Origin of the sequence: Aeromonas sp. 600276, from assembly GCF_049175815.1 — a bacterium.
Classification (GTDB): domain Bacteria; phylum Pseudomonadota; class Gammaproteobacteria; order Enterobacterales; family Aeromonadaceae; genus Aeromonas; species Aeromonas dhakensis.
Window position 1 is genome coordinate 49,785 of record NZ_JAAKVU010000023.1, and the last position, 25,114, is coordinate 74,898.

Here is a 25,114-nt window from a genome sequence, read left to right on the forward strand (position 1 = left end):
AGGCTGGGGTTTGTTGTTTCTGGCCTGCCGCAAAGCAAACGGCGGCAGGCAGATCTAGCGAGGCACTCCCGGCCAATCCATGGGGCCCGGGCTCATGCCGAACTCAGATGAATTCGTAGGCGTCGCCGAAGATACGCTCCGGCTCGGCCCCCAGGATCTTGAACTCTTCCCGCGCCGCACCCGCCATCTCGAAGCGGCCGGCCACATAGATGTCGTAGTCGTGCAGGCTGACGAAGTCATCCATGATGGCCTTGTGCACCAACCCGGTCTTGCCGGCCCAGTCGCTCTCCGGCTCCTGCACCACAGGGATGTAGGTAAGCGGGGCGTAGTCGCGCTCCCACTGCTGCATCTGCTCCTGCTCGTAGAGCCAGTGCGCCTGGCGCACGCCCCAGTAGAAGAACACTGGGCGCTTGCTGCCGCTGTCGATCAGGTATTCCAGAATGGCGCGGGCGTAGGAGAAACCGGTGCCGCCTGCCATCAGGATCAGCGGCCGGGGTGACTCTTCCCGCAGGAAGGCCTTGCCCGCCGCCAGCTCAATCTCGATCTCCCCCTGCTCGCGCATGCGGGCCAGCACCTGGCCGGCATAGGCGTTCTCCGGGGTGGCGCCGATCTGCAGCTCCAGCACGCCGGGGCGGGTCGGCGAGTTGGCGATAGAGAAGGGACGCTTGTCCGAATCACTCATCACCACCAGCAGATACTGGCCCGGCTTGAAGCTGACCTCTTGCAGCGGCGTCAGGGCCACGTGCCAGATGGTGTCGACATATTCGCGCAGTTCCTCTACGCGGCACTTGATACGTTGCATTCTTATCCTTGTGACGGGTTCGTTCGGCCCGCTTTCGCTCTTGATTCACTGTGGACTGGCGACCAGCAGAGTGGTCAGGTCAGTCGAGCATACCCAATTCAGCTCAAATGGCATCAATCTTTTGCATCCCGGCCAGGCGGCACGGCCCGCCGGGCCGGCCGCCGCTCATCAACCGAGAATGTTCAGCTCGTCCCAGAGGGCATCGATCTTCTGCTTCACCGCCTCGTCCTGGACGATGGGCTGGCCCCACTCGCGGTTGGTCTCTCCCGGCCACTTGTTGGTGGCGTCCAGCCCCATTTTGGAGCCGAGGCCGGAGACCGGCGAGGCGAAGTCCAGGTAGTCGATCGGGGTGTGCTCGATCAGGGTGGTGTCGCGGGCCGGGTCCATCCGGGTGGTGATGGCCCAGATCACGTCCTTCCAGTCGCGGGCATTGATGTCGTCGTCGCAGACGATCACGAACTTGGTGTACATGAACTGGCGCAGGAAGGACCAGACCCCCAGCATCACCCGCTTGGCATGGCCCGGATAGCGCTTCTTGATGGTCACCACCGCCATCCGGTAGGAGCACCCCTCCGGCGGCAGGTAGAAGTCCACGATCTCGGGGAACTGCTTCTGCAACAGCGGCACGAACACCTCGTTGAGCGCCACCCCCAGCACCGCCGGCTCATCGGGCGGACGGCCGGTGTAGGTGCTGTGGTAGATGGCATCCTTGCGCATCGTCATGTGGGTGATGGTGAAGACCGGGAACTCGTCCACCTCGTTGTAGTAGCCGGTGTGATCGCCATAGGGCCCCTCGGGGGCCAGCTCGCCCGGCTCCAGATAGCCTTCCAGCACGATCTCGGCGCTGGCGGGCACCTCCAGATCGCAGCTGATGGCCTTCACCACCTCGGTACGGCTGCCGCGCAGCAAACCAGCGAAGGCGTATTCGGAGAGGGTATCCGGCACCGGTGTCACCGCGCCGAGGATGGTCGCCGGATCGGCGCCCAGCGCCACCGCCACCGGGAAGCGCTCACCCGGATGGGCCTCCTGCCACTCGCGAAAATCGATGGCACCGCCGCGGTGATCCAGCCAGCGCATGATCAGCTTGTTCTTGCCGATCTTCTGCTGACGATAGATGCCGAGGTTCTGCCGTTTCTTGTAGGGGCCGCGGGTGATGGTGAGCCCCCAGGTGACCAGCGGCGCCACGTCGCCAGGCCAGCAGTGCTGGATCGGGATCTGGTCCAGATCGACCGCCTCTCCCTCCAGCACCCGCTGCTGGCAGGGGGCGGACGAGAGACGCTTGGTCGGCATGTTGAGTACCTGCTTGAAGATCGGCAGCTTCTCCATCAGCTCCTTGAAGCCACGGGGCGGCTCAGGCTCTTTCAGGTAGGAGAGCCAGGTCCCCACCTGGCGCAAGGCGGCCACGTTGGGCTGGCCCATGCCCATGGCGACCCGATCCGGGGTGCCGAACAGGTTGGTCAGCACCGGCATGGCGTAACCCTTGGGATTTTCGAACAGCAGGGCCGGCCCACCCGCACGCAGGGTGCGGTCGCTGATCTCGGTCATCTCCAGATAGGGGTCTATCTCGCTCGTGATGCGCTTGAGTTGTCCGCTTTGTTCCAGCTGCGCGATGAAATCACGCAAATCCTTGTATTTCATGCAGGTACCCTGTGTGCAGGCGATGCCGCATTATAACTCCGGGGAGCCGGCGGGTGTACCCGGTTCGGGTTGCACCATCGGACTTGCATGACGCTTTTCCTGCCGGGTCAGCCGATCGGCAAGCTGGGCCAGCAGCCTCGGCTCGTCCACCTGCAACAGCAGGCTGGCCACCTGACCGCTGTACTGGCGGTTGCCCAGCTCCGCCAGCAGGAACTGCTGGGCCGTGTCGGGCAGCGGCGAAAGCTGACTGAGCTGGTGCAGGGCGGTCTGTTTGAGGGAGGCGTTGCGGCTGGCGGCGATCAGCAGATCGCTCGCCGTCTGACCCTGATGAAAGCGCCCCACGCTGGCCAGGGCCGCCACGCTGTCGTGATCCGCCGGTTGGCGCCACAGCTTCTGATAGAGGGCGCTGTCGCCGGTACGCTCGGCCAGCAGCCGCAGCAAGCGGTTGTCGGGCAGGAAGATGTTCAGGCCGGCCAGCTTGTGCGCCTCGCGCTGCAGCACGGCGACAGGCTGCCCGGCGAGTACGTTCAGCAGCGCCTGCTGTTGCTGGGCCAGATCCGGGTTGCGGCTGTTGTAAATCTGCTTGAACTCGAAGCGGTTCGCCTCCAGCAGCTGGCGGTAGTTGTCCTGCCAGGCCTGCTGCTGCCAGCGGCTCAGCACCTGCCGCGCCGCAGCGGCAAAGTCGTAGGCGGGTTGCTGCACCAGAAAGCCGTCCACCTCTTTTTCCACCAGCCAGCTGGGGGCCTTGAACGACTGGGCGCGCACCCAGACCAGCAGTTGCGGGCTGTCAGCCCTGGGCTGACTATCGAGGGTGGCAAGCAGCTGGCACAGCAGATACTCCCGCTGCCCCACGGCCAGGGAGTCCAGCAGGGAATCGATGGCGGCAAACTGTCCCTGCTGCAAGCGGCCGGTCAGGTAGTCGAGGTGGCCCTGCAGCCCCTCGTCGGCCACCAGCGCGATGCGGGGCGCCGTGCCGGTGGACGGAGTCTGGCCCGCCAAAGCCGGCGGCACCAGCAGCCAGCTCAGCATTATCAGGAGTACATGCTTCATGACGTCCCTATCCTTGTGACATCGAGGTTTCATACTACTCAGGCGACCGCAAAATAGATAAACAAAAACCGCGACCTGGGCCGCGGTTTCATCATTTTTCGAGTCGGTTACTTCTGCTGGCGCCGCATGGCGTCGAAGAACTCGTCGTTGGTCTTGGTCATCGCCAGCTTGTCGATGAGGAACTCGATGCCGTCGATCTCGCCCATCGGGTGGACAATCTTGCGCAGGATCCACATCTTCTGCAGCTCGTCGCCGGTGGTCAGCAGCTCTTCCTTGCGGGTACCGGAACGGGTGATGTCGATGGCCGGGTAGACGCGCTTCTCGGCGATCTTGCGCGAGAGGTGCAGTTCCATGTTGCCGGTGCCCTTGAACTCTTCGTAGATGACTTCATCCATCTTGGAGCCGGTATCGATCAGCGCGGTGGCGATGATGGTCAGGCTGCCGCCCTCTTCTACATTGCGCGCGGCACCGAAGAAGCGCTTCGGACGGTGCAGGGCGTTGGCGTCCACACCACCGGTCAGTACCTTGCCGGATGACGGGATGACAGTGTTGTAGGCACGGGCCAGACGGGTGATGGAGTCCAGCAGGATCACCACGTCCTTCTTGTGCTCGACCAGACGCTTGGCCTTCTCGATCACCATTTCGGCGACCTGGACGTGACGGGAAGCCGGCTCGTCGAAGGTGGAGGCGATCACTTCGCCCTTCACCATCCGCTGCATCTCGGTCACTTCTTCCGGACGCTCGTCGATCAGCAGGACGATCAGTTCGCAGTCGGGGTGGTTGTAGGCGATGCTCTGGGCGATGTTCTGCAGCAGCATGGTCTTACCGGCCTTGGGCGGTGCGACGATGAGGCCGCGCTGGCCTTTACCGATCGGGGATGCCAGATCCAGTACGCGGGCGGTGATGTCTTCGGTGGAACCGTTGCCACGCTCCATGCGCAGACGCTCGTTGGCGTGCAGCGGAGTGAGGTTTTCAAACAGGATCTTGTTGCGGGAGTTTTCCGGACGGTCGTAGTTGACCTCGTTGACCTTGAGCAGCGCGAAGTAGCGTTCGCCCTCTTTCGGCGGCCGGATCTTGCCGGAGATGGTATCGCCGGTGCGCAGGTTGAAGCGGCGGATCTGGCTCGGGGAGACGTAGATGTCGTCCGGGCCGGCCAGGTAGGAGCCGTCTGCACTACGCAGGAAGCCGAAACCATCGGTCAGGATTTCCAGCACACCGTCGCCGAAGATATCCTCGCCACCCTTGGCGTGCGCCTTGAGGATCGCGAAAATAATGTCTTTCTTGTGCGCCCGAGCCAGATTTTCCAACCCCATGGATTCGCCAAGCTGTACCAGCTCGGACACAGGAGTGTTCTTTAATTCAGTCAGATTCATAGTGGTGAAAGTCTGTAAGCAAGGATTGAAATGAGGAGACAGTCTGCTGGATTGATGCTGATCGGATTTGATTTGCCGGGCTGATGTGTGAGCAAAGAGTCAGGCAAAAAGGTTAGCAAACGAGCGATAAATTAGCACCAATCGGGGTGAGCGTCTAGGTGATAAAACAGAAGGAGCGCATTATTGCAATGCGCTCCTCGATGATTATTACAGGTTGCCGTCCAGGAACTCTTTCAGCTGAGTCTTGGACAGGGCACCGACCTTGGTCGCTGCCACTTCGCCATTCTTGAACAGCAAGAGGGTCGGAATACCACGAATGCCATATTTGGGCGGAGTGTCGGCGTTATGGTCGATGTTCAATTTCGCCACGGTCACACGACCGGCATACTCTTGGGCGACTTCGTTCAGGATCGGGGCAATCATCTTGCACGGACCACACCATTCGGCCCAGAAGTCGACCAGAACGGCGCCATCGGCTTTGATTACATCTGCCTCGAAGCTGGCATCGCTCAGCTGAACAATCTTGTCACTCATCTCCAACTCCAGTCAGTAATTAAGGCTTTATTGACGTATCAACAAAGGCAATAGTTGCCCTATTTGAAATGATCCTGTTTATTATTGCAAGCCTAACCTGATAACCTACCGCCATGAGCAAAACACACTTAACGACCGACAAATTCGCCCAAATGGGCCTCGAACCCGAAGTTCTGGCTGGCCTGGAATCAAAGGGATTTCACTATTGCACCCCCATCCAGGCACTCTCTCTGCCGCTGCTGGTAGAAGGCCATGACCTCGCCGGTCAGGCCCAGACGGGTACCGGCAAAACCATCGCCTTCCTGGCTGCCACCTTCAACTATCTGCTGACCCACCCGCTGACCAAGCCGCGCCTCATCAATCAGCCGCGCGCCATCATCATGGCCCCGACCCGGGAACTGGCAGTACAGATTTACAACGATGCCGACAGCATGGCCGCCTCGACCGGCCTCAAGCTCGGCCTCGCCTACGGCGGTGAAGGGTACGACAAGCAGCTGGCCGTGCTGGAGCAGGGTGTCGACATCCTGATCGGCACCACAGGCCGCATCATCGACTACTTCAAGTCCAAGGTCATCGATCTGAGCAACATCCAGGTCGTGGTGCTGGACGAAGCGGATCGCATGTTCGATCTCGGCTTCATCAAGGACATCCGTTTCCTGTTCCGCCGTATGCCGCCCGCCACCGAGCGTCTGAGCATGCTGTTCTCCGCCACCCTCTCCCTGCGGGTGCAGGAGCTGGCCTACGAACACATGAACCACCCGGAACATGTGCAGGTCGAGCCGGAGCAGATGACCGGCGTACGAATCAAAGAAGAGCTCTTCTACCCTTCCAACGAAGACAAGATGTTGCTGCTGCTCTCCCTGATGGAAGAGGAGTGGCCGGAGAAAGCCATCGTCTTCGCCAACACCAAGCACGTCTGTGAAGACGTTCACGCCTGGCTGGAGAATGACGGCCACCGGGTCGGTCTGCTGACCGGCGACGTGCCACAGAAGAAGCGGATGAAGATCCTGGAAGACTTCACCAAGGGTGCGGTAGACATTCTGGTTGCCACCGACGTGGCCGCCCGCGGTCTGCACATCCCTGACGTGACCCACGTCTTCAACTACGACCTGCCCGACGACGCCGAGGACTACGTACACCGTATCGGTCGTACCGGTCGTGCCGGCAAGAGCGGTCACTCCATCAGCCTGGCCTGTGAAGACTATGCCTTCAACCTGCCGGCCATCGAGGAGTACATCCACCATCCGATCCCGGTCAGCAAGTATGACCGCGAGGCGCTGCTGGATGACGTGACCGCGCCGAAACGGGTGTTCCGCAACCGTCAGCCGGTGAACCGCAACATGCGCGATCGCCAGGGCGGTGGCAACAGCAACAACCGTCGTCGTCCTCCCCGCAAAAGCTGAAGGATAGGCCCAGTTGCACAACTCGCCTCTCTATGCCGCCATCGACCTCGGCTCCAACAGCTTTCACATGCTGGTGGTGCGCGAGGTCGCCGGTGCCCTGCGCACCGTCACCAAGGTCAAGCGCAAGGTGCGCCTCGCCGCCGGTCTGGATGCCGATTTTCGTCTCAGCCGAGCCGCCATGGAGCGGGGCTGGGACTGTCTGCGCCTCTTCTCCGAGCAGCTGCAGGACATTCCGGCCGACAACATCCGGGTAGTCGGCACCGCAACCCTGCGCCTGGCCACCAACGTCGACGAGTTTCTGCGTGAAGCGGAACGGGTGCTCAACCACAACATCGAGATCATCTCGGGTGAGGAAGAGGCCAAGACCATCTATGAAGGGGTCTCCTGGACCTCGGCGGGGGAAGGCAACCGGCTGGTGATCGACATCGGCGGTGCCAGTACCGAGCTGGTGATCGGCGAACAGAGCGAGGCCAAGCTGCTCAACAGCCTGCACATGGGCTGCGTCACCTGGCTCAACAACCACTTCGGTGACGGCGAGCTGAGTGAAGCGCGCTTCAAGCAGGCCATTGCCGCCGCCAAAACGGTGCTGGAGAAGGTGGCGGACGATTACCGCGTGCTCGGCTGGCGCACCTGTGTCGGCGCCTCCGGCACGGTGCAGGCGCTGCAGGAGATCATGCTGGCGCAGGGCAAGAGCGAGCGGGTCACCCTGCCGAAGCTGCAGGAGCTGATGGGTCAGGCCATCGCCTGCGGCAAGCTCGACCAGCTGCAACTGGAAGGGCTGGCGGCCGAGCGGCTGACCGTGTTCCCCTCCGGCCTCGCCATCCTGATCGCCATCTTCGAAACCCTCGGCATCGAGAGCATGACGCTGGCGGGCGGCGCCCTGCGTGAGGGGCTGATCTACGGCCTGCTCGGCAACAATCACGACTGTGATGCCCGCGATCGTACCGCCGACAGCCTGATCAGCCGCTACCAGCTGGACAAGGAGCACGCCGAGCGGGTGCGCGATACCGCCATCGAGGCGTTCACCCAGCTGCAGCCGGCCTGGCGTCTTTCCAAGCGCTACGGTCGCCCGATCCTGCGTTACGCGGCCCTGCTGCACGAGATCGGTCTGTGCATCGAGTACAAGAAGGCGCCGCAACACGCCGCCTACATCATCGACAACATCGACATGCCGGGTTTCACCCCCGCGCAGAAGAAGCTGCTGTCGGCCCTGCTGTTCAACCAGCGGGACGAATTCAAGCTGGAACCGCTGGAGAAGCAGGGTGCCGTCACGGCTCGCCAGGCGATCCGGCTGGCCCGCATCCTGCGCATCGCGCTGATCCTCTGCATGCGCCGCACCCAGGGCACTGTGCCGATCTTTACCCTGCAGGCGGATGACGAGGCTCTGACGCTGACCCTGCCCAAGGGGTGGCTGGACGAGCACTACCTGCGCGCCAGCGAGCTGCGCCTCGAGGTGGAGCGCCAGCAGAAGATGGGCTGGCCCACCCGGCTGCTGGAAGCCTGATTGGGCCCAGCCCAATCAGTGCCCCAAGGTTCCGACAATCTCTTTCGCAGCCAGCACTGGCGCCACTCAGGCCTGCCCCTTGATTTTATTGGGCTGATGGGCAGATCCCGCCCTTGCGTCTGGGCTCTGCCTCCCCCCTCATGGCCTACGTTCGACTAGAGTAGGGTTGTCTTCACAACCAACCGGAATGGACGCCATGAAACCTTTGACCCTGATCGGACTGACCGCCCTGCTCACCGCCTGCGGCGGCGGTGGCGGCGACAACAGCAGCCAGCCACAACAGGCCCAGCTCTCGCTGGCCTTCTCCGACGCCCCGGTAGATGCCGTCAGCAAGGTCTGCATCGCCGTCTCCAACATCAGCATCCACCCCGTCGCCGGCACCGAGCAGAGCTGGACCACCGCCAGCTTCCTCACCTCGACCCAGGACGATGGTTGCACCCCGAGCGGCGAGACCATTCCGCTCGACAGCGCAGGGAGGCCGCTGTTTACCTACATCGATCTGCTGAGTTATCAGGGGTCCGCCAGTCGCCCCCTGCTGGCCAGCCAGAGCGTGGTGCCCGGCAACTACAGCCAGATGCGGCTGCGGGTGCTGGACGGGCGGGAGGTCGCCAACCAGTTTCTGGACGGCACCCCCTACTCCTACGTCAAGCAGGATGATGGGGTGATCAAGCCGCTGGAGGTGCCCAGCAGCGAGCTCAAGCTGGACGCCTTCACCATCGCCGCCAACGGCCTCAGTGCCTTCACCACCGAATTCGATCTGCGCCAGTCCATGGTGCTGCCAGGCCACGAGCAGTACTACAAGCTCAAACCGAGAGGCGTACGGCTGGTGAACAACACTCAGGTTGCCACCGTCAAGGGCTCGGTCGCGGCCGGGCTGTGCGGTGGTCAGCTGACCGACAAGGCCTTCGTCTACTTCTACCAGCCCAGAAGCGACGACAACTACCCCGACATGGCGGACAGCGACAACGGCTTCTATGCCAGCGCCCCCGTGCTGCCGCAGACCGGAGGCGGCTTTGGCTACGAGCTGGGATTTGTCAATCTCGGCAACTACGATCTGGTGCTGGTCTGCAACGGTGACGAGGATGATCCGGCAGTGGCCGACGATCCGCTGCAGCTGGTGCAGATACAGAAAGCCCAGCCGGTGGTGGCGCCCACCACCAGCATCAACTTCCAGTAACGGGCAACAAGGGGGACGACGACCGCATGAGCAGATACCAACCCATCAGTTGCGATCTCTACGACTGGCTGGAGATCGCCGCCAGCTGGCAGCTGCCGGTCGCCCTCACCTGTAAGGATGGCCGCCAGTGGGCGGACAAGATCCGCACCATAGAAGCCAGGGAAGGGGTCGAGTACCTGCTGCTGCACGGTGGCGAACGGCTCAGCCTGGCAGAGCTGGCGACCATGGCGCTCAACTGGCAGGGGGAGGAGAAGCTGATCCGCTTCGCCCCACCAGCCCCAGCCGACAGCCAGTAGATGGCAAGAGGGCCAACCCCATCAGGTTGGCCCTCTTCTTTATATCCCTCGCGTGCGGCGTTACCCCGCCAGCGCCGCCATCACGTAGACATCGAAGCGGTTGCTCTTGGTCTCGATGGCCATGCTCGGCTTCTGCTCGTTGAGCCAGCCGGCGTAGTCCGGCCGCTTCACCACTACCCGCCGGTCCGCCATGGTGAGCGCCGCAGGCAGCAGGGCATCGGCGTCGAGATCCGCCCCCACCAACGACTGGAACACCCGCATCTCTTTTTTCACCAGCGCCGACTTCTGCTTGTGGGGGAACATGGGGTCGAGGTAGATGACATCCGGCCGCTCGGTCAGCCCCAGCAAGGTCTCCACCGCCGGGCCATGCAGCAACTGCATCCGCTCGCGCACCCAGGGGCCGATCTCGGGATCCAGCGCCGCCCGCGCCAGCCCGTCCTGCAACAGAGCGGCCACCACGGGGCTGCGCTCGATCATGGTCACCTTGCAGCCGAGGGAGGCGAGCACGAAGGCATCGCGCCCCAGCCCGGCGGTGGCATCCACCACGCGCGGCATGGCACCCGCCTTGAGCCCCACCGCCTTGGCGATGGACTGGCCACGGCCGCCGCCGAACTTGCGGCGATGAGCCACCGCCCCTTCGACGAAATCCACGTAGACGGCACCCAGCTTGGGTTCGTCCAGCTTGCGCAGCTCCAGCCGCTCCGGGGTGAACACCAGGGCAAACTGGGGCAGGTCGATCTGGTCAAGCTGGCTGCTCAGGGCTGCTGCCTGGGCCGCCTTGGCGGGGTCTTCGAGGAGGATTTGCATGGGCTCTGGATGCATTCTAAGTTCAGTGAACCGAGTGTATCACAGCCCCTTTGCGTCGCTGTAGGGAGGAAACCCCATGCACCTGCTTGTCGCCCTGCTGCTTGCCGCCCAGAGCGGCGGCCAACTCAAGGTCTGTGGCGTTGACTGGCCCCCCTTCTCCTACGCCGAACAGGGCAAGCTGATGGTGGGCATATCGGTCGAGATCCATCAGGAGGTGGCACACCGCCTCGGCATGCAGCTCACCCTGCTCGAACTGCCGTGGGGACGCTGCGAACAGTACGTCAACACCGAGCTGGCGGACGGCATTCTCGACAACGCGCCCCTCCCCGGCTGCTACCACTCCGATCTTGCCACCGCCTTCTACCCGCTGGCCGCCTATGTGCGCAGCGACAGTCCGCTGCAAACCTTCTCGTGGGAGATGGCCAAGGGGCTGAAAGTGGGGATGGTCAGGGGCTATGACTACACCGACAGGATCAAGCACTTCACCGGCTGGGTGCCCATCAAGGCCCACTCCGACAAGCAGCTGCTGCTGATGCTGGAGAAAAGCCGGGTCGACCTGATAGTGCTGGATTACTTCTCGGCCCCCATTCTCTCCAGAGAGCAGGACGTCAAGATCCGTGCCCTTACCCCCTTCATCGACTCGACCCCGCTCTATCTCTGCTTTGGCAAGCAGAGAGCCGGGCTGCTGCCTGCCTACAACAAGGCACTGCAACAGATGCTGGACGAAGGGGTGCTGGATCGCATCTATCTGCGCTACCTCGGGGAGGATTACCGGACACTGAAGGAGAAACAGGAGAGGATGAAAGCGGCGCAGTAAGGGTCAGCTGGTCTGCAGGAACATGCTCTTGTCGTTGAGCTGCAAATACTCGGTGAGGTCGTCGTAGGCGAGCGGCCGGCTCAGCAGATAACCCTGGGTGAAGGCGCACCCCTTCTGGCAGAGGAAGTTGAGCTGCTCGCGGGTCTCCACCCCCTCGATCACCACCTGCATGCCGAGGTTGTGCACTATGTTGATGATGCCGTCCAGCAGCAGCCGGTCCTGCTCGTTGAACGGGATGTGGCGCACGAAGGCCCGGTCGATCTTCACCAGGTCCACCGGGAAGTTGCGCAGATAGTTGAGCGCCGAGTAGCCGGTGCCAAAGTCGTCGATGGCCAGCTTGCAGCCCGCCTCGCGCAGGGCATCGATCCGCACCCTGTGCTGATCGCTGGTCTCCATCAGCAGGGATTCGGTGATCTCGATGACGATGTCCGCCGGGTCCAGTCCGAAGTGGTGGATCACCTTGAGCCACTCGCTCGCCTCCGGATCTATGGTCTGGAACTCCAGGGTGGAGCGGTTGATCGACATCTGCAGATCCGGGAAGCCGGATTGCTGCAGCCGCGCCAGATCCCGGCACGACTGCCACAGCACCAGCGCCCCCAGCCCCTGGATGAGCCCCGCCTCCTCCGCCAGCGGAATGAAGTCCGCCGGCGACACCTGACCCCAGTGCGGGTGATACCAGCGCACCAGCGCCTCCAGCTTGGCGACCCGGCCGCTACGGTTGTCCCAGATCGGCTGGTAGGCCATGGTCAGCTGCTCGAGCTTGATCGCCTCCGCCAGATCCTGCTGCATCTGGTGACGCTGGCGCACCTCTTCGCGCATGGAGGCACAGTAGCTGCCGAGCAGCCGTCCCTGCCGCTTGGCGGCAAACAGCGCCTGTTCGGCGTTGCGCAGCAGCTCGTCACTCTCCAGCCCGTCGCCCGGGCAGAGGGTGATGCCGATGGTGGCCGTCACGTAGAGGTGCTGGTTGGCCAGCATGAAGGGGCGGGCGAAGCCGCCGACCACCTGCTTGGCAAACACCTCGGCCTGGCGGCGGTTGACGATGCCGGGCACCAGGAAGGCGAACTCGTCGCCGCCGATGCGGGCCACCAGATCTTCGGTGCGCACCCGGCTCACCAGCCGATCCGACACCTCCCGCAGCAGGGCGTCACCGGCGTGGTGATCCATGCTGTTGTTGACCGCCTTGAAGTTGTTGAGGTCGAGCACCATCAGCGCGAAGCGCTCGCCCCGCTCGCAGAAGCGACTGAGGCAGCGGCCGAACAGCCAGCGGTTGGGCAGCCCGGTGAGATTGTCGTAGTTGGCCTGGGCGGCGATCTTCTGCTCCGCCAGCTTGGTCTGGGAGAGATCGCTGAAGATGGCGATGTACTGGCTGATCCGCCCCCCTTCCCGCAGGGTGCTGATCATCAGCTGCTGGGGGTAGAGCTTGCCGTTCTTGCGCTTGTTCCATACCTCGCCGCGCCACACCCCCACCCGCTCCAGCGCGTGGTACATGTCGGCGTAGAAGGCCTGATCGTGCAGGCCGGACTTGAGCAGGCTGGGGCGCTGGCCGCACACCTCCTCCTCGCTGTAGCCGGTGATCTGTTCGAACGCCGGGTTGACCGAGATGATGCGACTGTCGGCGTCGCACACCAGGATCGCCTCTGACAGGTTGTCATAGACCCGGTGGGAGAGCTTGAGCTGCTCGGCGTGACGCTTGAGGGGGTCTATGTTCTCCAGCACCACCATCAGGTAGTCGGGCTGCAATTGATCGTCCCGCACCAGGGTGACGGTGACCCTCCCCCACAGCAGCTGGCCGTCACGGTGCAGGTAACGCTTCTCCTGGGTGAAGGCGGTACGCTCGCCACGCCTGAGCTCTTCATAGCAGGCGACGCTGCGCAGCCAGTCTTCCGGATGATTGAGCTCGGCGGCGTTGCGATGAACCAGCTCCTCCTGGCTGTAGCCCAGCATCTTTTCGATGGCCGGATTGGTCCAGAGGATCTTGCCGTCCAGATCGAGCTTGCCGATCCCCACCGGGGCGTGGGACATCATGGTGTGCAGAAAATCGTGGTACTCGGGCTGGGGCGGCGCCGGCTGCTGCAGCATCAGCGCCAGTTCGCGCCCGGCCAGCGGAGCCAGCAGGCGCAGCAGGCCCATCACCTTGTCCATGTTGGTGAGCGGCCGCTTGAACAGCAGGCTGCAGATGCCCACCGTCTCCCCCTGCGCACTCCTGAGGGCGATGCCGGCATAGGCCTGGATCTGCCAGGCCTGCAACACGGCGGCGTGGGGAAACAGCTGCTGTACCCGATCGCTGAACCAGGCCTCGCCCTCCTGCAGGGTGATCTCCCCCAGGGTGGCGCTGACCGGAAAACTGAAGCGGGTCGTATCGAGAGAGGCGGGATAGGTTGCATGCACCTTGCAGGAGAGCCCCGCTTGATCCCTACCCGAAATCAGGACGAAGTCGGCCCCGACCGCTGCTGCGATTTCACTCACAAAGGTATCGAAATATCCCTGACCACTCGAATGAGACAGACTTGAGATGATTTGATAGACAGACTCGAGTGCTCGCCTCATGGCAAGGTTCTTTCTCTCCTTGGAAGGTAGACCCCGACTCTACTGAAGAGGCGGGAACAGTGCAAACATGCTATCCGCAAGATATTAAAATGCCTTGAGAAAAGGGACCAAAAGGTCCCTTTTTATCTCAAAAATCACGCGGTGATCGCACTCTGTGGCAGAGGTGTACCTGCTTGAAGCTCACGCCTGGCGGGGCCTGCAGCCTCATGCGGCAATCCCGCTGTGGCGCAGCAAGGCATCCACCTGAGGCTCACGACCACGGAAGGCGCGGAACAGCTCCATCGGCTCCTTGGAACCGCCCTTCTCCAGGATGTTCTTCAGGAAGGAGTGGCCGGTCACCGGGTTGAAGATCCCCTCCTCCTCGAAGCGGGAGAAGGCGTCGGCGGAGAGTACTTCCGCCCACTTGTAGCTGTAGTAGCCCGCCGCATAACCGCCGGCGAAGATGTGGGAGAAGCTGTGCTGGAAGCGGTTGAAGGCCGGCGGCGTCATCACAGCCACCTCGCGACGCACCTCGTCCAGCAGCGCCGGGATCTGATCCGCATTGGTCGGGTCAAACTCCTGGTGCAGACGGAAGTCGAACAGGGCGAACTCCAGCTGGCGCAGCATCTGCATGGCCGCCTGGAAGTTGCGGGCGGTCAGCATCTTCTCCAGCAGATCGGCTGGCAGCGGCTCGCCGGTCTCGTGATGGCCGGAGATGAAGGCCAGTGCCTCGGACTCCCAGCACCAGTTCTCGAGGAACTGGCTCGGCAGCTCCACCGCGTCCCAGGCCACGCCGTTGATGCCGGCCACGCCGGCCACGTCGATCCGGGTCAGCATGTGGTGAATGCCGTGACCGAACTCGTGGAACAGGGTGACCACTTCGTTGTGGGTAAACAGGGCGGGTTTGCCGTCCACCGGGCCGTTGAAGTTGCAGGTCAGGTAGGCCACCGGCTTTTGCAGCGAACCGTCCTGACGGTAGCGACGACCCAGACAGACGTCCATCCAGGCGCCGCCCTGCTTGTGCTCGCGGGCATAGAGGTCGAGGTAGAAGCTGCCGCGCAGCTCATCCTCGGCATCGAAGATGTCGTAGAAGCGCACGTCCGGGTGCCAGGTGTCGATGCCGAGGCGCTCGCGCACCTTCATGCCGAACACCCGCTTGACCACCTCGAACAGCCCTTTCACCACCTTGCTGGCGGGGAAGTAGGGGCGCAGCTGCTCGTCGGATATGGAGAACTTGTGCTGCTTGAGCTTCTCGGCGTAATAGGGGATATCCCAGGCCGCCAGCTCGCTCTGGCCGTGCTGTTCGCTGGCGAAGGCGCGGATCTCTTCGAGCTCGGCCTTGCCCTGCGACAGGGAGCGGCGCGCCAGATCGGTGAGGAAGTTCACCACCTGCTCCGGCTTGTCCGCCATCTTGGTGGCAAGGGAGAGCTCGGCGTAGTTGGCAAAGCCGAGCAGCTGGGCCAGCTCGCGGCGCAGGGTGAGCAGCTCGGTCATTATGGCGGAGTTGTCCCACTTGCCGGCATTCGGCCCCTGGTCGGAGGCGCGGGTGGTGAAGGCCTCGTACAGCTCGGCGCGCAGGGCGCGGTTGTCGGCATACATCATCACCGGCAGGTAGGAGGGGATGTCCAGAGTGAACAGCCAGCCTTCCTTGCCCTTCAGCTCGGCCAGCTGGCGAGCGGCTGCCTGTGCACTCGCAGGCAGCCCGGCCAGCTCAGCCTCGTCGGTAACCAGCTTGCTCCAACCCTGGGTCGCGTCCAGCACGTTGTTGCTGAAACGGGAGGCCAGCTCGGAGAGGCGGGCCTGGATCTCGCCGTAGCGCTGCTGTGCCTCGGCAGGCAGGCCGATGCCAGACAGGCGAAAATCGCGCAGGGTATTCTGGATCTCCTTGCGCTGGGCGGCGCTCAGCAGGGGGAAATCGTCGCTCTCGGAGAGAGCCAGGTAGGCTTGATAGAGCCCTTCGTGCTGGCCGACATAGGTCTGGAATTCGGACAGCAGCGGCAGGCAGGCGTCGTGGGCCTCGCGCAGCGCCTCGCTGTTGAGCACGGAGTTGAGGTGGCTGACCGGCGACCAGATCCGGGACAGACGGTCATTTACCTCTTCCAGCGGGGCGATCAGGCTGTCCCAGGTATGGGGCTCGCGCTGGGCCAGCACATCGCTGATCTTCTGTTTGCAATCGGCAATAGCCTGCGTCACGGCAGGCTGTACCTGGTCGGGCTGGATCTGGCTGAACGGGGGCAGCGAGTCCATTGTCAGCAAAGGGTTAGTCATCCGGCAATACCTCTAAATTCTCTACAGCCCCTGCCGTCCAGAAGCTTGCTTGGACTACCTAAGATGTAGGCAGAAACCCCATTAATCAAGCCTTTGCCATCGAGAGCGAGGGCCGCGGCCCACATTTGGTCAAAAGGTGCGCGCAAAACGACCAGATAGCCTCCCAGAAACGACAATGCCGGCCCCGGGGCCGGCATTGTCTGCATTGCATAGAAGGCGTCCTGCCATCAGGCCCGGGCATCTTCCTTCAGCCACTGCGCCACGCGCTTGGCGAAGTAGGTGAGGATGCCGTCGGCCCCGGCCCGCTTGAAGCAGAGCAGGGACTCCATGATGCTCTCCTTCTCCTTCAGCCAGCCGTTCTGGATCGCCGCCATGTGCATGGCGTACTCGCCGCTCACCTGGTAGGCAAAGGTCGGCACGCCGAACTGATCCTTCACCTGGCGGATCACGTCCAGATAGGGCATGCCCGGCTTGACCATCACGCTGTCGGCCCCTTCCTGGATATCCAGCGCCACCTCGTGCAGGGCTTCGTTGCTGTTGGCCGGATCCATCTGATAGGTGGCCTTGTTGCTCTTGCCGAGGTTGCCGGCCGAGCCGACCGCGTCGCGAAACGGGCCGTAGTAGCAGGAGGCGTACTTGGCGGAGTAGGCCATGATCTGGGTGTTGATGAAGCCGTTCTCTTCCAGCGCCGCGCGAATGGCACCGATACGGCCATCCATCATGTCGGACGGCGCCACGATATCGACCCCGGCGGCAGCATGGGAGAGCGCCTGTTTCACCAGGATTTCGGTGGTGATGTCGTTCAGCACATAGCCTTCATCATCGATGATGCCGTCCTGACCGTGGGTGGTAAACGGGTCGAGCGCCACGTCGGTGATGACCCCCAGCTCCGGGAAGCGGGCCTTCAAGGCACGCACGGTGCGCTGGGCCAGCCCGTCCGGGTTGTAGGCCTCTTCCGCCAGCAGGCTCTTCTGCTCCAGCGGGGTGACCGGGAACAGGGCGATGGCCGGCACGCCGAGTGCCACCAGTTCGGCTGCCTCCTCCAGCAACAGATCGATGGAGAGACGCTCCACCCCCGGCATGGAGGGGACGGCTTCACGGCGGTTTTCCCCCTCCAGCACGAACACGGGGTAGATGAGATCATTGGCGGTCAGTACGTTCTCGCGCACCAGACGACGGCTGAAATCATGTTTGCGCACCCGGCGCAGGCGGCGGCCCGGAAAGGCGCCTGGAAGAGTTGTAGCCATGAATCACTCCAAAAGAGGAAGTTGGAAAAACGCGGCGGAGGTGGCCCGGGTATGGGCCAGCAAGGCCTCGGGCGCTTCACCACGGCAGGCCGCCACCACCTGGGCGATGTGCGGCAAAAAAGCGGGTTCGTTGCGTTTGGGTCTGGGTTTCAGATCCCGCGGCACCAGGTAGGGGGCGTCCGTCTCTATCATCAGCCGGCCGGCCGGAATGCGGGCCACCTGTTCACGCAGCTGCTGACCGCGGCGTTCGTCGCAGAGCCAGCCGGTCACCCCGATATGCAGCCCCAGCGCCAGACACTCGTCCAGCTCCTCATCGGAGCCGGTGAAGCAGTGCAGCACGGCCCCCGGCAGCTTGGGCAGCCAGGGGCGCAGGATCTCGATGAAACGGGCGTGGGCATCGCGGCAATGGAGAAACACCGGCATCCCGAGCTCAGCGGCCAGCGCCAGCTGGGCGTCGAACACCGCGTCCTGCACCGGACGGTGCGAGAAGTCGCGATTGTAGTCGAGACCGCACTCGCCGATGGCCACCACCTGGGGCAGTGCCGCCAGCGTGCGCAGGGCCGGCCAGGTGTGGTCATCCACGCTCTTGGCGTCGTGGGGGTGTATCCCGGCGGTGGAGAAACAGTAGCCCGGCCAGTGGGCGGCCAGGGTGGCACTTTCGCGACTGCCGACCAGATCGGTGCCGGTCAGGATCAGCGCCTCTACCCCTGCGGCGCGGGCGCGGGCCACCAGCTCGGCCTGTTCATCGGCGAACTGGCTGCTGGTCAGGTTTACACCTATGTCGATCATGGGGTCAGCGGGTCCGAACAAAAGGAAGACATATCAGGTATTTGAAAACCATCTACTCGATGGGGCCTTACCATACGCCTCGAACGGGAGCATGAAAAGAGGAAGGGAGCCTCAGCTCCCCTCTTCCGTTGATTCCTGTTGCTCCTCATCCTCTTTCTTCACGTAGAAGCGGGCGAAGAACAGACCTATCTCCCACAAAGCCCACATGGGGATCGCGAGCAAGGTCTGGGAAAAGACATCGGGCGGCGTCAACAGCATGCCGACCACGAACACCCCGACGACGACGTAGGGACGTTTCTCCTTCAGGCTCTTGGGGGTGGTCACCCCGGTCCAGCACAGCAGTATGGTGGCTACCGGGATCTCGAATGCCACCCCGAACGCGAAGAACAGGGTCAGCACGAAGTCCAGATAGCTGGCGATGTCGGTCGCCACCGTTACTCCGGCGGGCGCGGTGCTGGTGAAGAAACCGAACACCAGCGGGAACACCACGTAGTAGGCAAACGCCATGCCGGCGTAGAACAACACGGCACTGGAAGCGACCAGCGGCATGATGAGACGCCGTTCATGCTGGTACAGACCGGGGGCGATGAAGGCCCAGGCCTGGTAGAGCAGATAGGGGATCGCCACGAAGAAGGAGACCACCAGGGTCAGCTTGATGGGCGTCAGGAAGGGCGTCGCCACGTCCGTCGCTATCATGCTGGTCCCTTCCGGCAGCTGGCTGAGCAGCGGCTGGGCCACGAAGTCGTAGATGTTGTTGGAGAAGTAGATCAGCGCGATGAACACCAGCAGGATGGCGGTGATGGAACGCAGCAGGCGCGTTCTCAGCTCCACCAGGTGGCTGATCAGGGGTTGTTCGGCCTGACTCATGGCTGCTTCACCTCCCCTTGTTCGGTACGTGGCTGGGCACCGGGGCGCTCATCCACGATCGCAGTCTGTTCCGGCGCGGCCACCGCGGCGGCTGGCGGCACAGATTCCTCCTTCACCTGGGCCGATGCCGGTGCAGGATGGATGGTGTTTTGCTGTTCGTATGGACGGGTCACCGATTGTGCGGCCGCTTTCAGCTGCTCGATAGACTCCTGCAGCTCGGGGCTCAGGTTGTTCATCTGCAGCTGTTCGGCCTTCTTCAGGTCGTTGTGCAGATCCTGCAACTTGAGCTCCTGCTCCAGCTCGGCCTTGACCGAGTTGGCGGTGCTGCGGATCAGTCTGATCCAGTGGCTGGCGGTACGGATCGCCACAGGCAGCCGCTCGGGGCCGAGCACCACCAGGGCGACGACACCAATGACAACCAGCTCCCAGAAACCGATATCGAACATGGCTTAGGCCTGATCTTTATCTTTCTGCTTGGCGGCATCGCTAGGCTGGCCGGCCGCTTCGTTCAGCTGCTTCGGCGGAAACTCGGCATCCTTCTGCTCGGACTTGGCATCGCTCGGCTCGTCAGAGAGCGCCTTCTTGAAACCCTTGACCGCGGCGCCCAGATCACCACCGATGCCGCGCAGCTTCTTGGTACCAAACAGCAGCACGACGATGACTGCGATGATCAACAATTGCCAAATACTGATACCACCCATGATTTTTATCTCCAGGACAGGCGCCCGCTGGCGCGGTTTATTTAATGAGAACGGGTCCGCAACCAACCCAGCAGCCAGCATAACCCGGCGCCGGCGAGGCTGATTTGTCCCCACTCAATGTGTTGTTTTTGGGTCAGCAAGAATACACCGGCCAATAGCAGGCTGGCTCCAACCCCTAAGAGGTAGCGAGCCTGTCCTTGCCGACGGCTGTGGCGGCGGAACTCGGCGAACATCTGGTCGAAATGGTGCTGTTGATGGCGAGTCTGGCGCAGGGTCTCGTAGACCAGTTCCGGCAGTTCCGGCAGCTTCTCCGCCCAGAATGGCGCCTTCTCCTTGATGGCAGTCCACACCGCCTTGGGCCCCACCTGCTGGTACATCCAGTTTTCCAGATAGGGTTTGGCGGTCTGCCACAGATCCAGCTGGGGATAGAGCTGACGACCCAGCCCTTCCACATAGAGCAGGGTTTTCTGCAGCAGCACCAGCTGCGGCTGCACCTGCATGTTGAAACGACGGGCGGTGTTGAACAGGTTGAGCAGCACGTGGCCGAACGAGATCTCGGACAGCGGCTTCTCGAAGATGGGCTCCAGCACGGTACGGATGGCGAACTCGAACTCGTCCACCTTGGTATCGGGCGGCACCCAGCCGGACTCCACGTGCAGCTCGGCCACCCGGCGATAGTCGCGGTTGAAGAAGGCGAGGAAGTTCTCCGCCAGGTAGCGCTTGTCTTCCCGATTGAGGGTGCCGACGATGCCACAGTCGATGCCGATCCAGAGTGGATTCTCCGGATGTTCATAGGAGACGAAGATGTTGCCCGGGTGCATGTCGGCGTGGAAAAAGCTGTCGCGGAACACCTGGGTGAAGAACACCTCCACCCCGCGCTCGGCCAGCAGCTTCATGTTGGTGCCGTTGGCCTCCAGCGCCGCGATGTCGGAGACCGGAATGCCGTAGATCCGCTCCATCACCAGCACCTGCTCGCGGCAGTGCTCGGTGAACACCTCGGGCACGTAGAGCGCCTCTGAGCCGGTGAAGTTGCGGCGCAGCTGGATGGCGTTGGCTGCCTCCCGCATCAGGTTGAGCTCGTCGAGGATGGTCTTGCGATACTCCTCCACCACCTCGATGGGGCGCAGTCGTCCGCTCTGGGGCACGAAACGGGCCACCAGGCGGGCCAGCGCCTGCATCAGCCGCAGGTCGGCCTCGATGACCGGCTCGATATCGGGGCGGATAACCTTGATCACGATCTCGCGGCCGTTCTCCTTCAGCCTGGCGGTATGCACCTGGGCGATGGAGGCGGACGCCAGCGGCGTCTCGTCGAAGTCGTCGAACAGGGTCTCTATGGTGCAGCCCAGGCTTGCCTCGATCTGGCGACGGGCGGCCTGACCGCAGAAGGGGGGCACCCTGTCCTGCAGCAAAGCCAGCTCTTCGGCGATATCCGGAGGCAGCAGATCGCGCCGGGTCGAGAGCATCTGGCCGAACTTGATGAAGATGGGGCCGAGCGCCTCGAAGGCGAGCCGGATACGGGCACCACGGCTCAGCTCCTGGTGTTTGTTCTTGAGCCAGAACAGGCTGCGGCGGGCCAGCCGGCCGGGCCAGGGCTGATAACGGGCGGGCACCAGCTCGTCGATGCCCTGCTCCAGCAGGATGCTGATGATGCGATAGAGGCGCTTGAACTCCTTCGGTGTCATCAGGCTACCCGCTGTTCGAAGCGGGCCAGCCGCAGCTCGACCGCTTTCATCTGTTGCGCCAGCAACTCGACATCGTCGTTGAAGCTGGCCACTTCCAGCGGACCCGGCGCAAGCCGGATCTCTTCGGTCAGATACTCGGCCAGCTGACGCTGGCTGCGGCACAGTTCACGGCCCAGCAAGCGACGCGCCTGACGAGCACCACGCAGCAGGGTGTGGGCCAACACGTCGCCGGTGTAGCGGGACAGCTCCTCTTCCCAGTCAATGTCGAGCTCACCCAGCAGCACGCTGAACGCCTGCACCAGCTGGGGGTCGCCGCTCAGATCCAGCTTCTCCTCGCGGATGTAACGCGTCAGAGAGGAGGGATCCTTGAGCAGGCCGAGGGCTGTCAGGGAGAGGCTCAGCACCGCATCGGCCTCCCCTTCAAACTTGGCCAGCACATCCAGCCGGCGCCCGGAGAAGACAAACCAGAGCGGCTTGAGCTCGCGCAGCTCCAGTTTGAGTACCTTGCCCGCCAGCTTGCGCAGCCGCTCGGGGCTCTGCTTGTCCAGTTCCAGCAGCCGGTTGAGGCTGGTTTCGATCACCGCGGTGACCATGGCATCCATCGGCATAGGCGACCTTAAAACTTGTAACCGCGGTGCAGGGCGACCACGCCCTGGGTCAGGTTGTAGAACTCCACCTGCTCGAAACCGACATTTTCCATCATGCCGGCCAGGGTCTGCTGATCCGGGTGCATGCGGATGGATTCCGCCAGGTATTTGTAGCTTTCGCTGTCGTTCGCGACGATTTCGCCCATTTTCGGCAGCAGTTTGAAGGAGTAAAGGTCATAGAGCTTAGCGATCACTTCGCTCACCGGCTTGGAGAACTCCAGCACCAGCAGACGGCCGCCCGGCTTCAGTACCCGGAACATGGAGGCGAGCGCCTTGTCCTTGTCGGTAACGTTGCGCAGGCCGAAGCCGATGGTGATGACGTCGAAATGGTTGTCCGGGAAGGGGAGCGCCTCGGCGTTGGCCTGAACGTAGGAGACGTTGTTGGCCACCCCCAGGTTGCGCAGCTTATCGCGACCCACCTTGAGCATGGAATCGTTGATGTCGGCCAGCACCACCTGACCGGTTTCACCGACGATGCGGGAGAACTTGGCGGTCAGATCGCCGGTACCACCGGCCAGATCCAGCACCTTCTGGCCCTTGCGCACACCGGAGCAGTCGATGGTGAAGCGCTTCCACAGGCGGTGGATGCCGAACGACATCAGATCGTTCATCAGATCATACTTGGCTGCCACCGAATGGAAGACGCCGGCGACCAGGGTTTCCTTCTCGGTCGCGGCCACGGTTTTAAAGCCAAAATGCGTTGTCGTAGTCTGTTCTGACATCCCTTAAACACCCATAGAGCAAAGAATGGCCGCCAGTTTACCAGAGCCAATGGCGTGCGGACACCTTAAACCCGGCTGGCGACCAACTGCATCCCCAGCACCACCATGGCCAGACAGAGAAACAGGTTGAGGCCGATGTTGAGCAGCGCCTTGAGATAAGCGCCATGCTGGGCCAGCGCTACCGTGTCCAGCGCAAAAGAGGAGAAGGTGGTGAGGGCACCGAGGATCCCCACCATCAACAGCGGCTTCATCGGGTGTTCGGCTATGTGGCCGTGCAGGATGAGGGCGTAGGCTACCCCCATGATGAAGGAGCCGATCAGATTGACCATCAGGGTGCCGTAGGGGAAGTGGCGCCCCAGCAGCAGCGCCATCAGCTCGGCGATGCCAAAACGCAGGCAGGCACCGATGGCCCCACCGGCAGCAACAAATAACCAGGTTTGCATGGAAGCAGACTCCACAGTATCAGGCCGACATTATGCAAAATGTCGACCCGGGGGGACAGCGGGGCAATTAATCGACGCCCTCGGCTCAACGGCGAAAATCGACCGGTTCGCTCTGCGCCAGGTGCAGCGTAGTTTGGGCCGGCCTGGTCTCGGCAATCAGTTTTCCATGGCGAATGGAGTAGCGTACCGGCACCTGGCGGCGCACCGCATCGAAGCCGTTTTCGGCAGGCAGGATCAGCAGGTTGGCCGGCTTGCCCAGCTCGATGCCGTAGCGATCCTGCACATTCAGGGTGCGGGCGCTGTGACTGCCGATCAGCTTGAGGCTGTCGTTGATCTCTTCGTACCCCATGATCTGGCAGACATGCAGCCCCATGTGCAACACCTGCAGCATGTTGGCCGTCCCCATGGGATACCAGGGGTCGAACACATCGTCGTGACCGAAGCAGACGTTGATGTTCGCCGCCAGCATCTCCTTCACCCGGGTGATGCCGCGACGCTTGGGATAACTGTCGAACCGCCCCTGCAGGTGGATATTCACCAGCGGGTTGGCGACGAAGTTGAGGTCGGCCAGCTTCAACAGCCGGAACAGGCGCGACGCATAGGCCCCGTTGTAGGAGTGCATGGCGGTGGTGTGGCTGGCGGTCACCCGCTGGCCCATGCCGCGCTCGTAGGCCAGGGTCGCCAGCGTCTCGATAAAGCGGGACTGCTCATCATCGATCTCGTCACAGTGTACATCGACCAGAACTTGATACTTCTCGGCAAGATCGAACACATAGTGCAAGCTTTCGACCCCATATTCCCGAGTGAACTCGAAATGGGGGATGGCGCCGATCACGTCGGCACCCAGCTTGAGGGCCTCTTCCAGCAACGCCTTGCCGTTCGGGTAGGAGAGGATCCCCTCCTGCGGGAAGGCGACGATCTGCAGCTCCACCCACTCCTGCATCTCTTCCCTCACCTCCAGCATCGCCTTGAGAGCGACCAGATTGGGATCGGAGACATCGACGTGGGTACGGACAAACTGGATACCGTTGGCGATCTGCCACTTCAGCGTCTGGATGACGCGCCGTTTCACATCCTCGTGGGTCAGCATTGCCTTGCGCTCGGCCCAGCGTTCGATCCCCTCGAACAGGGTGCCGGAGAGGTTCCAGCTCGGCTCGCCCGCCGTCTGGGTGGTATCGAGATGGATGTGCGGTTCGATAAAGGGGGCAATGGCGAGCCCCTCCTCCCCATCCAGCTCATGGGTGGAGAGCAGATGAGTGCTCATGGGCTCGATGGCACGGATCAGGCCATCCTGGCAGAGGATCTGCCAGGTCCCCTCCCTGCCGGCCAGGCGCAGGTTCTTTATCAGCATGTTTTTCTTCCTTTTTTCAGCCGCCAATTGCTTTTTCAAGCCACAACTTAGCTTGGATCAATTTGATAGAAAAGCGTTCATATTGAATACATATGAGACTGTTACTATTGATAGACAGCAACAATAAAAGGGAGTTGATTGGGATGAAAGCAGGATTGACCGAGATCGGCAGCGCAGGCTTGTTTCACGAGTATCTGCAGACGCTGGGCATCAGCAAGCCACCATTGACCTCGATAGAGAAGCAGTGGGAATACAAACGCGATGAACGACTGGTGGCTGCCATCCAGATAGAAGCGTCGGGACAGCCCCGTTTCTATCTCGATGCCAGACAGATATCGATGAATTGAAAAAGCAGAAACAAAAAAGCCTCCCGATTGGGAGGCTTTAATATTTAATGGTGCTGATACCCAGAATCGAACTGGGGACCTCATCCTTACCAAGGATGCGCTCTACCGACTGAGCCATATCAG

24 protein-coding genes are annotated in these 25,114 nt (G+C 62.3%); 6 read left to right on the forward strand and 18 right to left on the reverse strand.

Annotated elements, in window-relative coordinates; genetic code table 11:
• Positions 1–103: 103 nt before the first annotated feature.
• From fre to trxA, 5 genes are all read right to left on the reverse strand, one after another.
• Positions 104–802 (reverse strand): NAD(P)H-flavin reductase, encoded by a 699-nt coding sequence (gene fre, locus G5134_RS19005; protein WP_005307313.1) that lies wholly within the window; start codon positions 800–802, stop codon positions 104–106.
• 168 nt (positions 803–970) lie between these two features.
• Positions 971–2,440 (reverse strand): 4-hydroxy-3-polyprenylbenzoate decarboxylase, encoded by a 1,470-nt coding sequence (gene ubiD / locus G5134_RS19010; RefSeq protein ID WP_065017804.1) that lies wholly within the window; start codon positions 2,438–2,440, stop codon positions 971–973.
• A gap of 30 nt (positions 2,441–2,470) precedes the next feature.
• Positions 2,471–3,490 carry a hypothetical protein gene (locus G5134_RS19015; protein ID WP_065017805.1) on the reverse strand — a complete coding sequence of 340 codons (1,020 nt, stop codon included), beginning with the start codon at positions 3,488–3,490 and terminating at the stop codon, positions 2,471–2,473.
• Between the two features lie 107 nt (positions 3,491–3,597).
• Positions 3,598–4,863: a transcription termination factor Rho gene (gene rho / locus G5134_RS19020; protein ID WP_005307308.1), complete on the reverse strand. Its 1,266-nt coding sequence runs from the start codon at positions 4,861–4,863 to the stop codon at positions 3,598–3,600.
• A gap of 207 nt (positions 4,864–5,070) precedes the next feature.
• Positions 5,071–5,397 (reverse strand): thioredoxin TrxA, encoded by a 327-nt coding sequence (trxA, locus tag G5134_RS19025; protein WP_005307306.1) that lies wholly within the window; start codon positions 5,395–5,397, stop codon positions 5,071–5,073.
• A gap of 113 nt (positions 5,398–5,510) precedes the next feature.
• Between trxA and rhlB the strand changes: the two genes are divergently transcribed.
• The 4 genes from rhlB (at position 5,511) to G5134_RS19045 (ending at position 9,777) form a co-directional block, all read left to right on the forward strand.
• Positions 5,511–6,800: an ATP-dependent RNA helicase RhlB gene (rhlB, locus tag G5134_RS19030; RefSeq protein WP_005307299.1), complete on the forward strand. Its 1,290-nt coding sequence runs from the start codon at positions 5,511–5,513 to the stop codon at positions 6,798–6,800.
• 13 nt (positions 6,801–6,813) lie between these two features.
• Positions 6,814–8,304 (forward strand): guanosine-5'-triphosphate,3'-diphosphate diphosphatase, encoded by a 1,491-nt coding sequence (gppA, locus tag G5134_RS19035; RefSeq protein WP_065017806.1) that lies wholly within the window; start codon positions 6,814–6,816, stop codon positions 8,302–8,304.
• Positions 8,305–8,500: 196 nt separating this feature from the next.
• Positions 8,501–9,481: a DUF4382 domain-containing protein gene (locus tag G5134_RS19040; protein ID WP_215270565.1), complete on the forward strand. Its 981-nt coding sequence runs from the start codon at positions 8,501–8,503 to the stop codon at positions 9,479–9,481.
• Positions 9,482–9,507: 26 nt separating this feature from the next.
• The gene (locus G5134_RS19045) at positions 9,508–9,777 is read left to right on the forward strand and encodes a Rho-binding antiterminator (protein ID WP_024942242.1); all 270 of its coding nucleotides are present in this window, start codon (positions 9,508–9,510) and stop codon (positions 9,775–9,777) included.
• Positions 9,778–9,837: 60 nt separating this feature from the next.
• Here the strand turns inward: G5134_RS19045 and G5134_RS19050 are convergent, their stop codons facing one another.
• On the reverse strand, positions 9,838–10,584 hold the full coding sequence (locus tag G5134_RS19050) for a class I SAM-dependent methyltransferase (RefSeq protein WP_024942243.1): 747 nt from the start codon (positions 10,582–10,584) through the stop codon (positions 9,838–9,840).
• A 76-nt stretch (positions 10,585–10,660) separates the two neighbouring features.
• Here G5134_RS19050 and G5134_RS19055 point away from each other — a divergent pair, with 76 nt between their 5' ends.
• Positions 10,661–11,401, forward strand: coding sequence for a substrate-binding periplasmic protein (locus G5134_RS19055; protein WP_024942244.1), 741 nt, complete (start codon positions 10,661–10,663; stop codon positions 11,399–11,401).
• Between the two features lie 3 nt (positions 11,402–11,404).
• Here the strand turns inward: G5134_RS19055 and G5134_RS19060 are convergent, their stop codons facing one another.
• From G5134_RS19060 to G5134_RS19115, 12 genes are all read right to left on the reverse strand, one after another.
• Positions 11,405–13,948: a putative bifunctional diguanylate cyclase/phosphodiesterase gene (locus G5134_RS19060; protein WP_117405836.1), complete on the reverse strand. Its 2,544-nt coding sequence runs from the start codon at positions 13,946–13,948 to the stop codon at positions 11,405–11,407.
• 204 nt (positions 13,949–14,152) lie between these two features.
• The gene (gene prlC, locus G5134_RS19065) at positions 14,153–16,195 is read right to left on the reverse strand and encodes an oligopeptidase A (RefSeq protein ID WP_065017809.1); all 2,043 of its coding nucleotides are present in this window, start codon (positions 16,193–16,195) and stop codon (positions 14,153–14,155) included.
• A gap of 227 nt (positions 16,196–16,422) precedes the next feature.
• On the reverse strand, positions 16,423–17,442 hold the full coding sequence (hemB, locus tag G5134_RS19070; RefSeq protein ID WP_017766322.1) for a porphobilinogen synthase: 1,020 nt from the start codon (positions 17,440–17,442) through the stop codon (positions 16,423–16,425).
• Between the two features lie 3 nt (positions 17,443–17,445).
• Complete coding sequence (locus G5134_RS19075; protein WP_421232132.1) at positions 17,446–18,231, reverse strand: TatD family hydrolase; 786 nt, start codon at positions 18,229–18,231, stop codon at positions 17,446–17,448.
• A 111-nt stretch (positions 18,232–18,342) separates the two neighbouring features.
• Complete coding sequence (gene tatC / locus G5134_RS19080) at positions 18,343–19,098, reverse strand: twin-arginine translocase subunit TatC (protein WP_005307280.1); 756 nt, start codon at positions 19,096–19,098, stop codon at positions 18,343–18,345.
• Positions 19,095–19,544 (reverse strand): Sec-independent protein translocase protein TatB, encoded by a 450-nt coding sequence (tatB, locus tag G5134_RS19085; RefSeq protein WP_005307278.1) that lies wholly within the window; start codon positions 19,542–19,544, stop codon positions 19,095–19,097. Before tatB ends, tatC begins: the two co-directional genes overlap by 4 nt.
• Positions 19,545–19,547: 3 nt before the next feature.
• Positions 19,548–19,799 (reverse strand): Sec-independent protein translocase subunit TatA, encoded by a 252-nt coding sequence (gene tatA, locus G5134_RS19090; protein ID WP_005307275.1) that lies wholly within the window; start codon positions 19,797–19,799, stop codon positions 19,548–19,550.
• A gap of 41 nt (positions 19,800–19,840) precedes the next feature.
• Entirely contained in the window at positions 19,841–21,481 is a 1,641-nt protein-coding gene (ubiB, locus tag G5134_RS19095; RefSeq protein ID WP_005307274.1) for a ubiquinone biosynthesis regulatory protein kinase UbiB, read from the reverse strand.
• Entirely contained in the window at positions 21,481–22,089 is a 609-nt protein-coding gene (locus G5134_RS19100; RefSeq protein WP_005307271.1) for a ubiquinone biosynthesis accessory factor UbiJ, read from the reverse strand. The genes ubiB and G5134_RS19100 overlap by 1 nt, the downstream gene beginning before the upstream one ends.
• 8 nt (positions 22,090–22,097) lie before the next feature.
• Entirely contained in the window at positions 22,098–22,850 is a 753-nt protein-coding gene (gene ubiE, locus G5134_RS19105) for a bifunctional demethylmenaquinone methyltransferase/2-methoxy-6-polyprenyl-1,4-benzoquinol methylase UbiE (protein ID WP_010635575.1), read from the reverse strand.
• Positions 22,851–22,915: 65 nt separating this feature from the next.
• A complete protein-coding gene (crcB, locus tag G5134_RS19110) occupies positions 22,916–23,293 on the reverse strand; it encodes a fluoride efflux transporter CrcB (RefSeq protein ID WP_005307266.1) in 378 nt (125 codons plus the stop codon).
• A gap of 85 nt (positions 23,294–23,378) precedes the next feature.
• A complete protein-coding gene (locus G5134_RS19115; RefSeq protein ID WP_065017812.1) occupies positions 23,379–24,644 on the reverse strand; it encodes a cytosine deaminase in 1,266 nt (421 codons plus the stop codon).
• A gap of 92 nt (positions 24,645–24,736) precedes the next feature.
• Here G5134_RS19115 and G5134_RS19120 point away from each other — a divergent pair, with 92 nt between their 5' ends.
• Positions 24,737–24,991 carry a hypothetical protein gene (locus tag G5134_RS19120; protein WP_010635577.1) on the forward strand — a complete coding sequence of 85 codons (255 nt, stop codon included), beginning with the start codon at positions 24,737–24,739 and terminating at the stop codon, positions 24,989–24,991.
• The last annotated feature ends 123 nt before the right edge of the window (positions 24,992–25,114 follow it).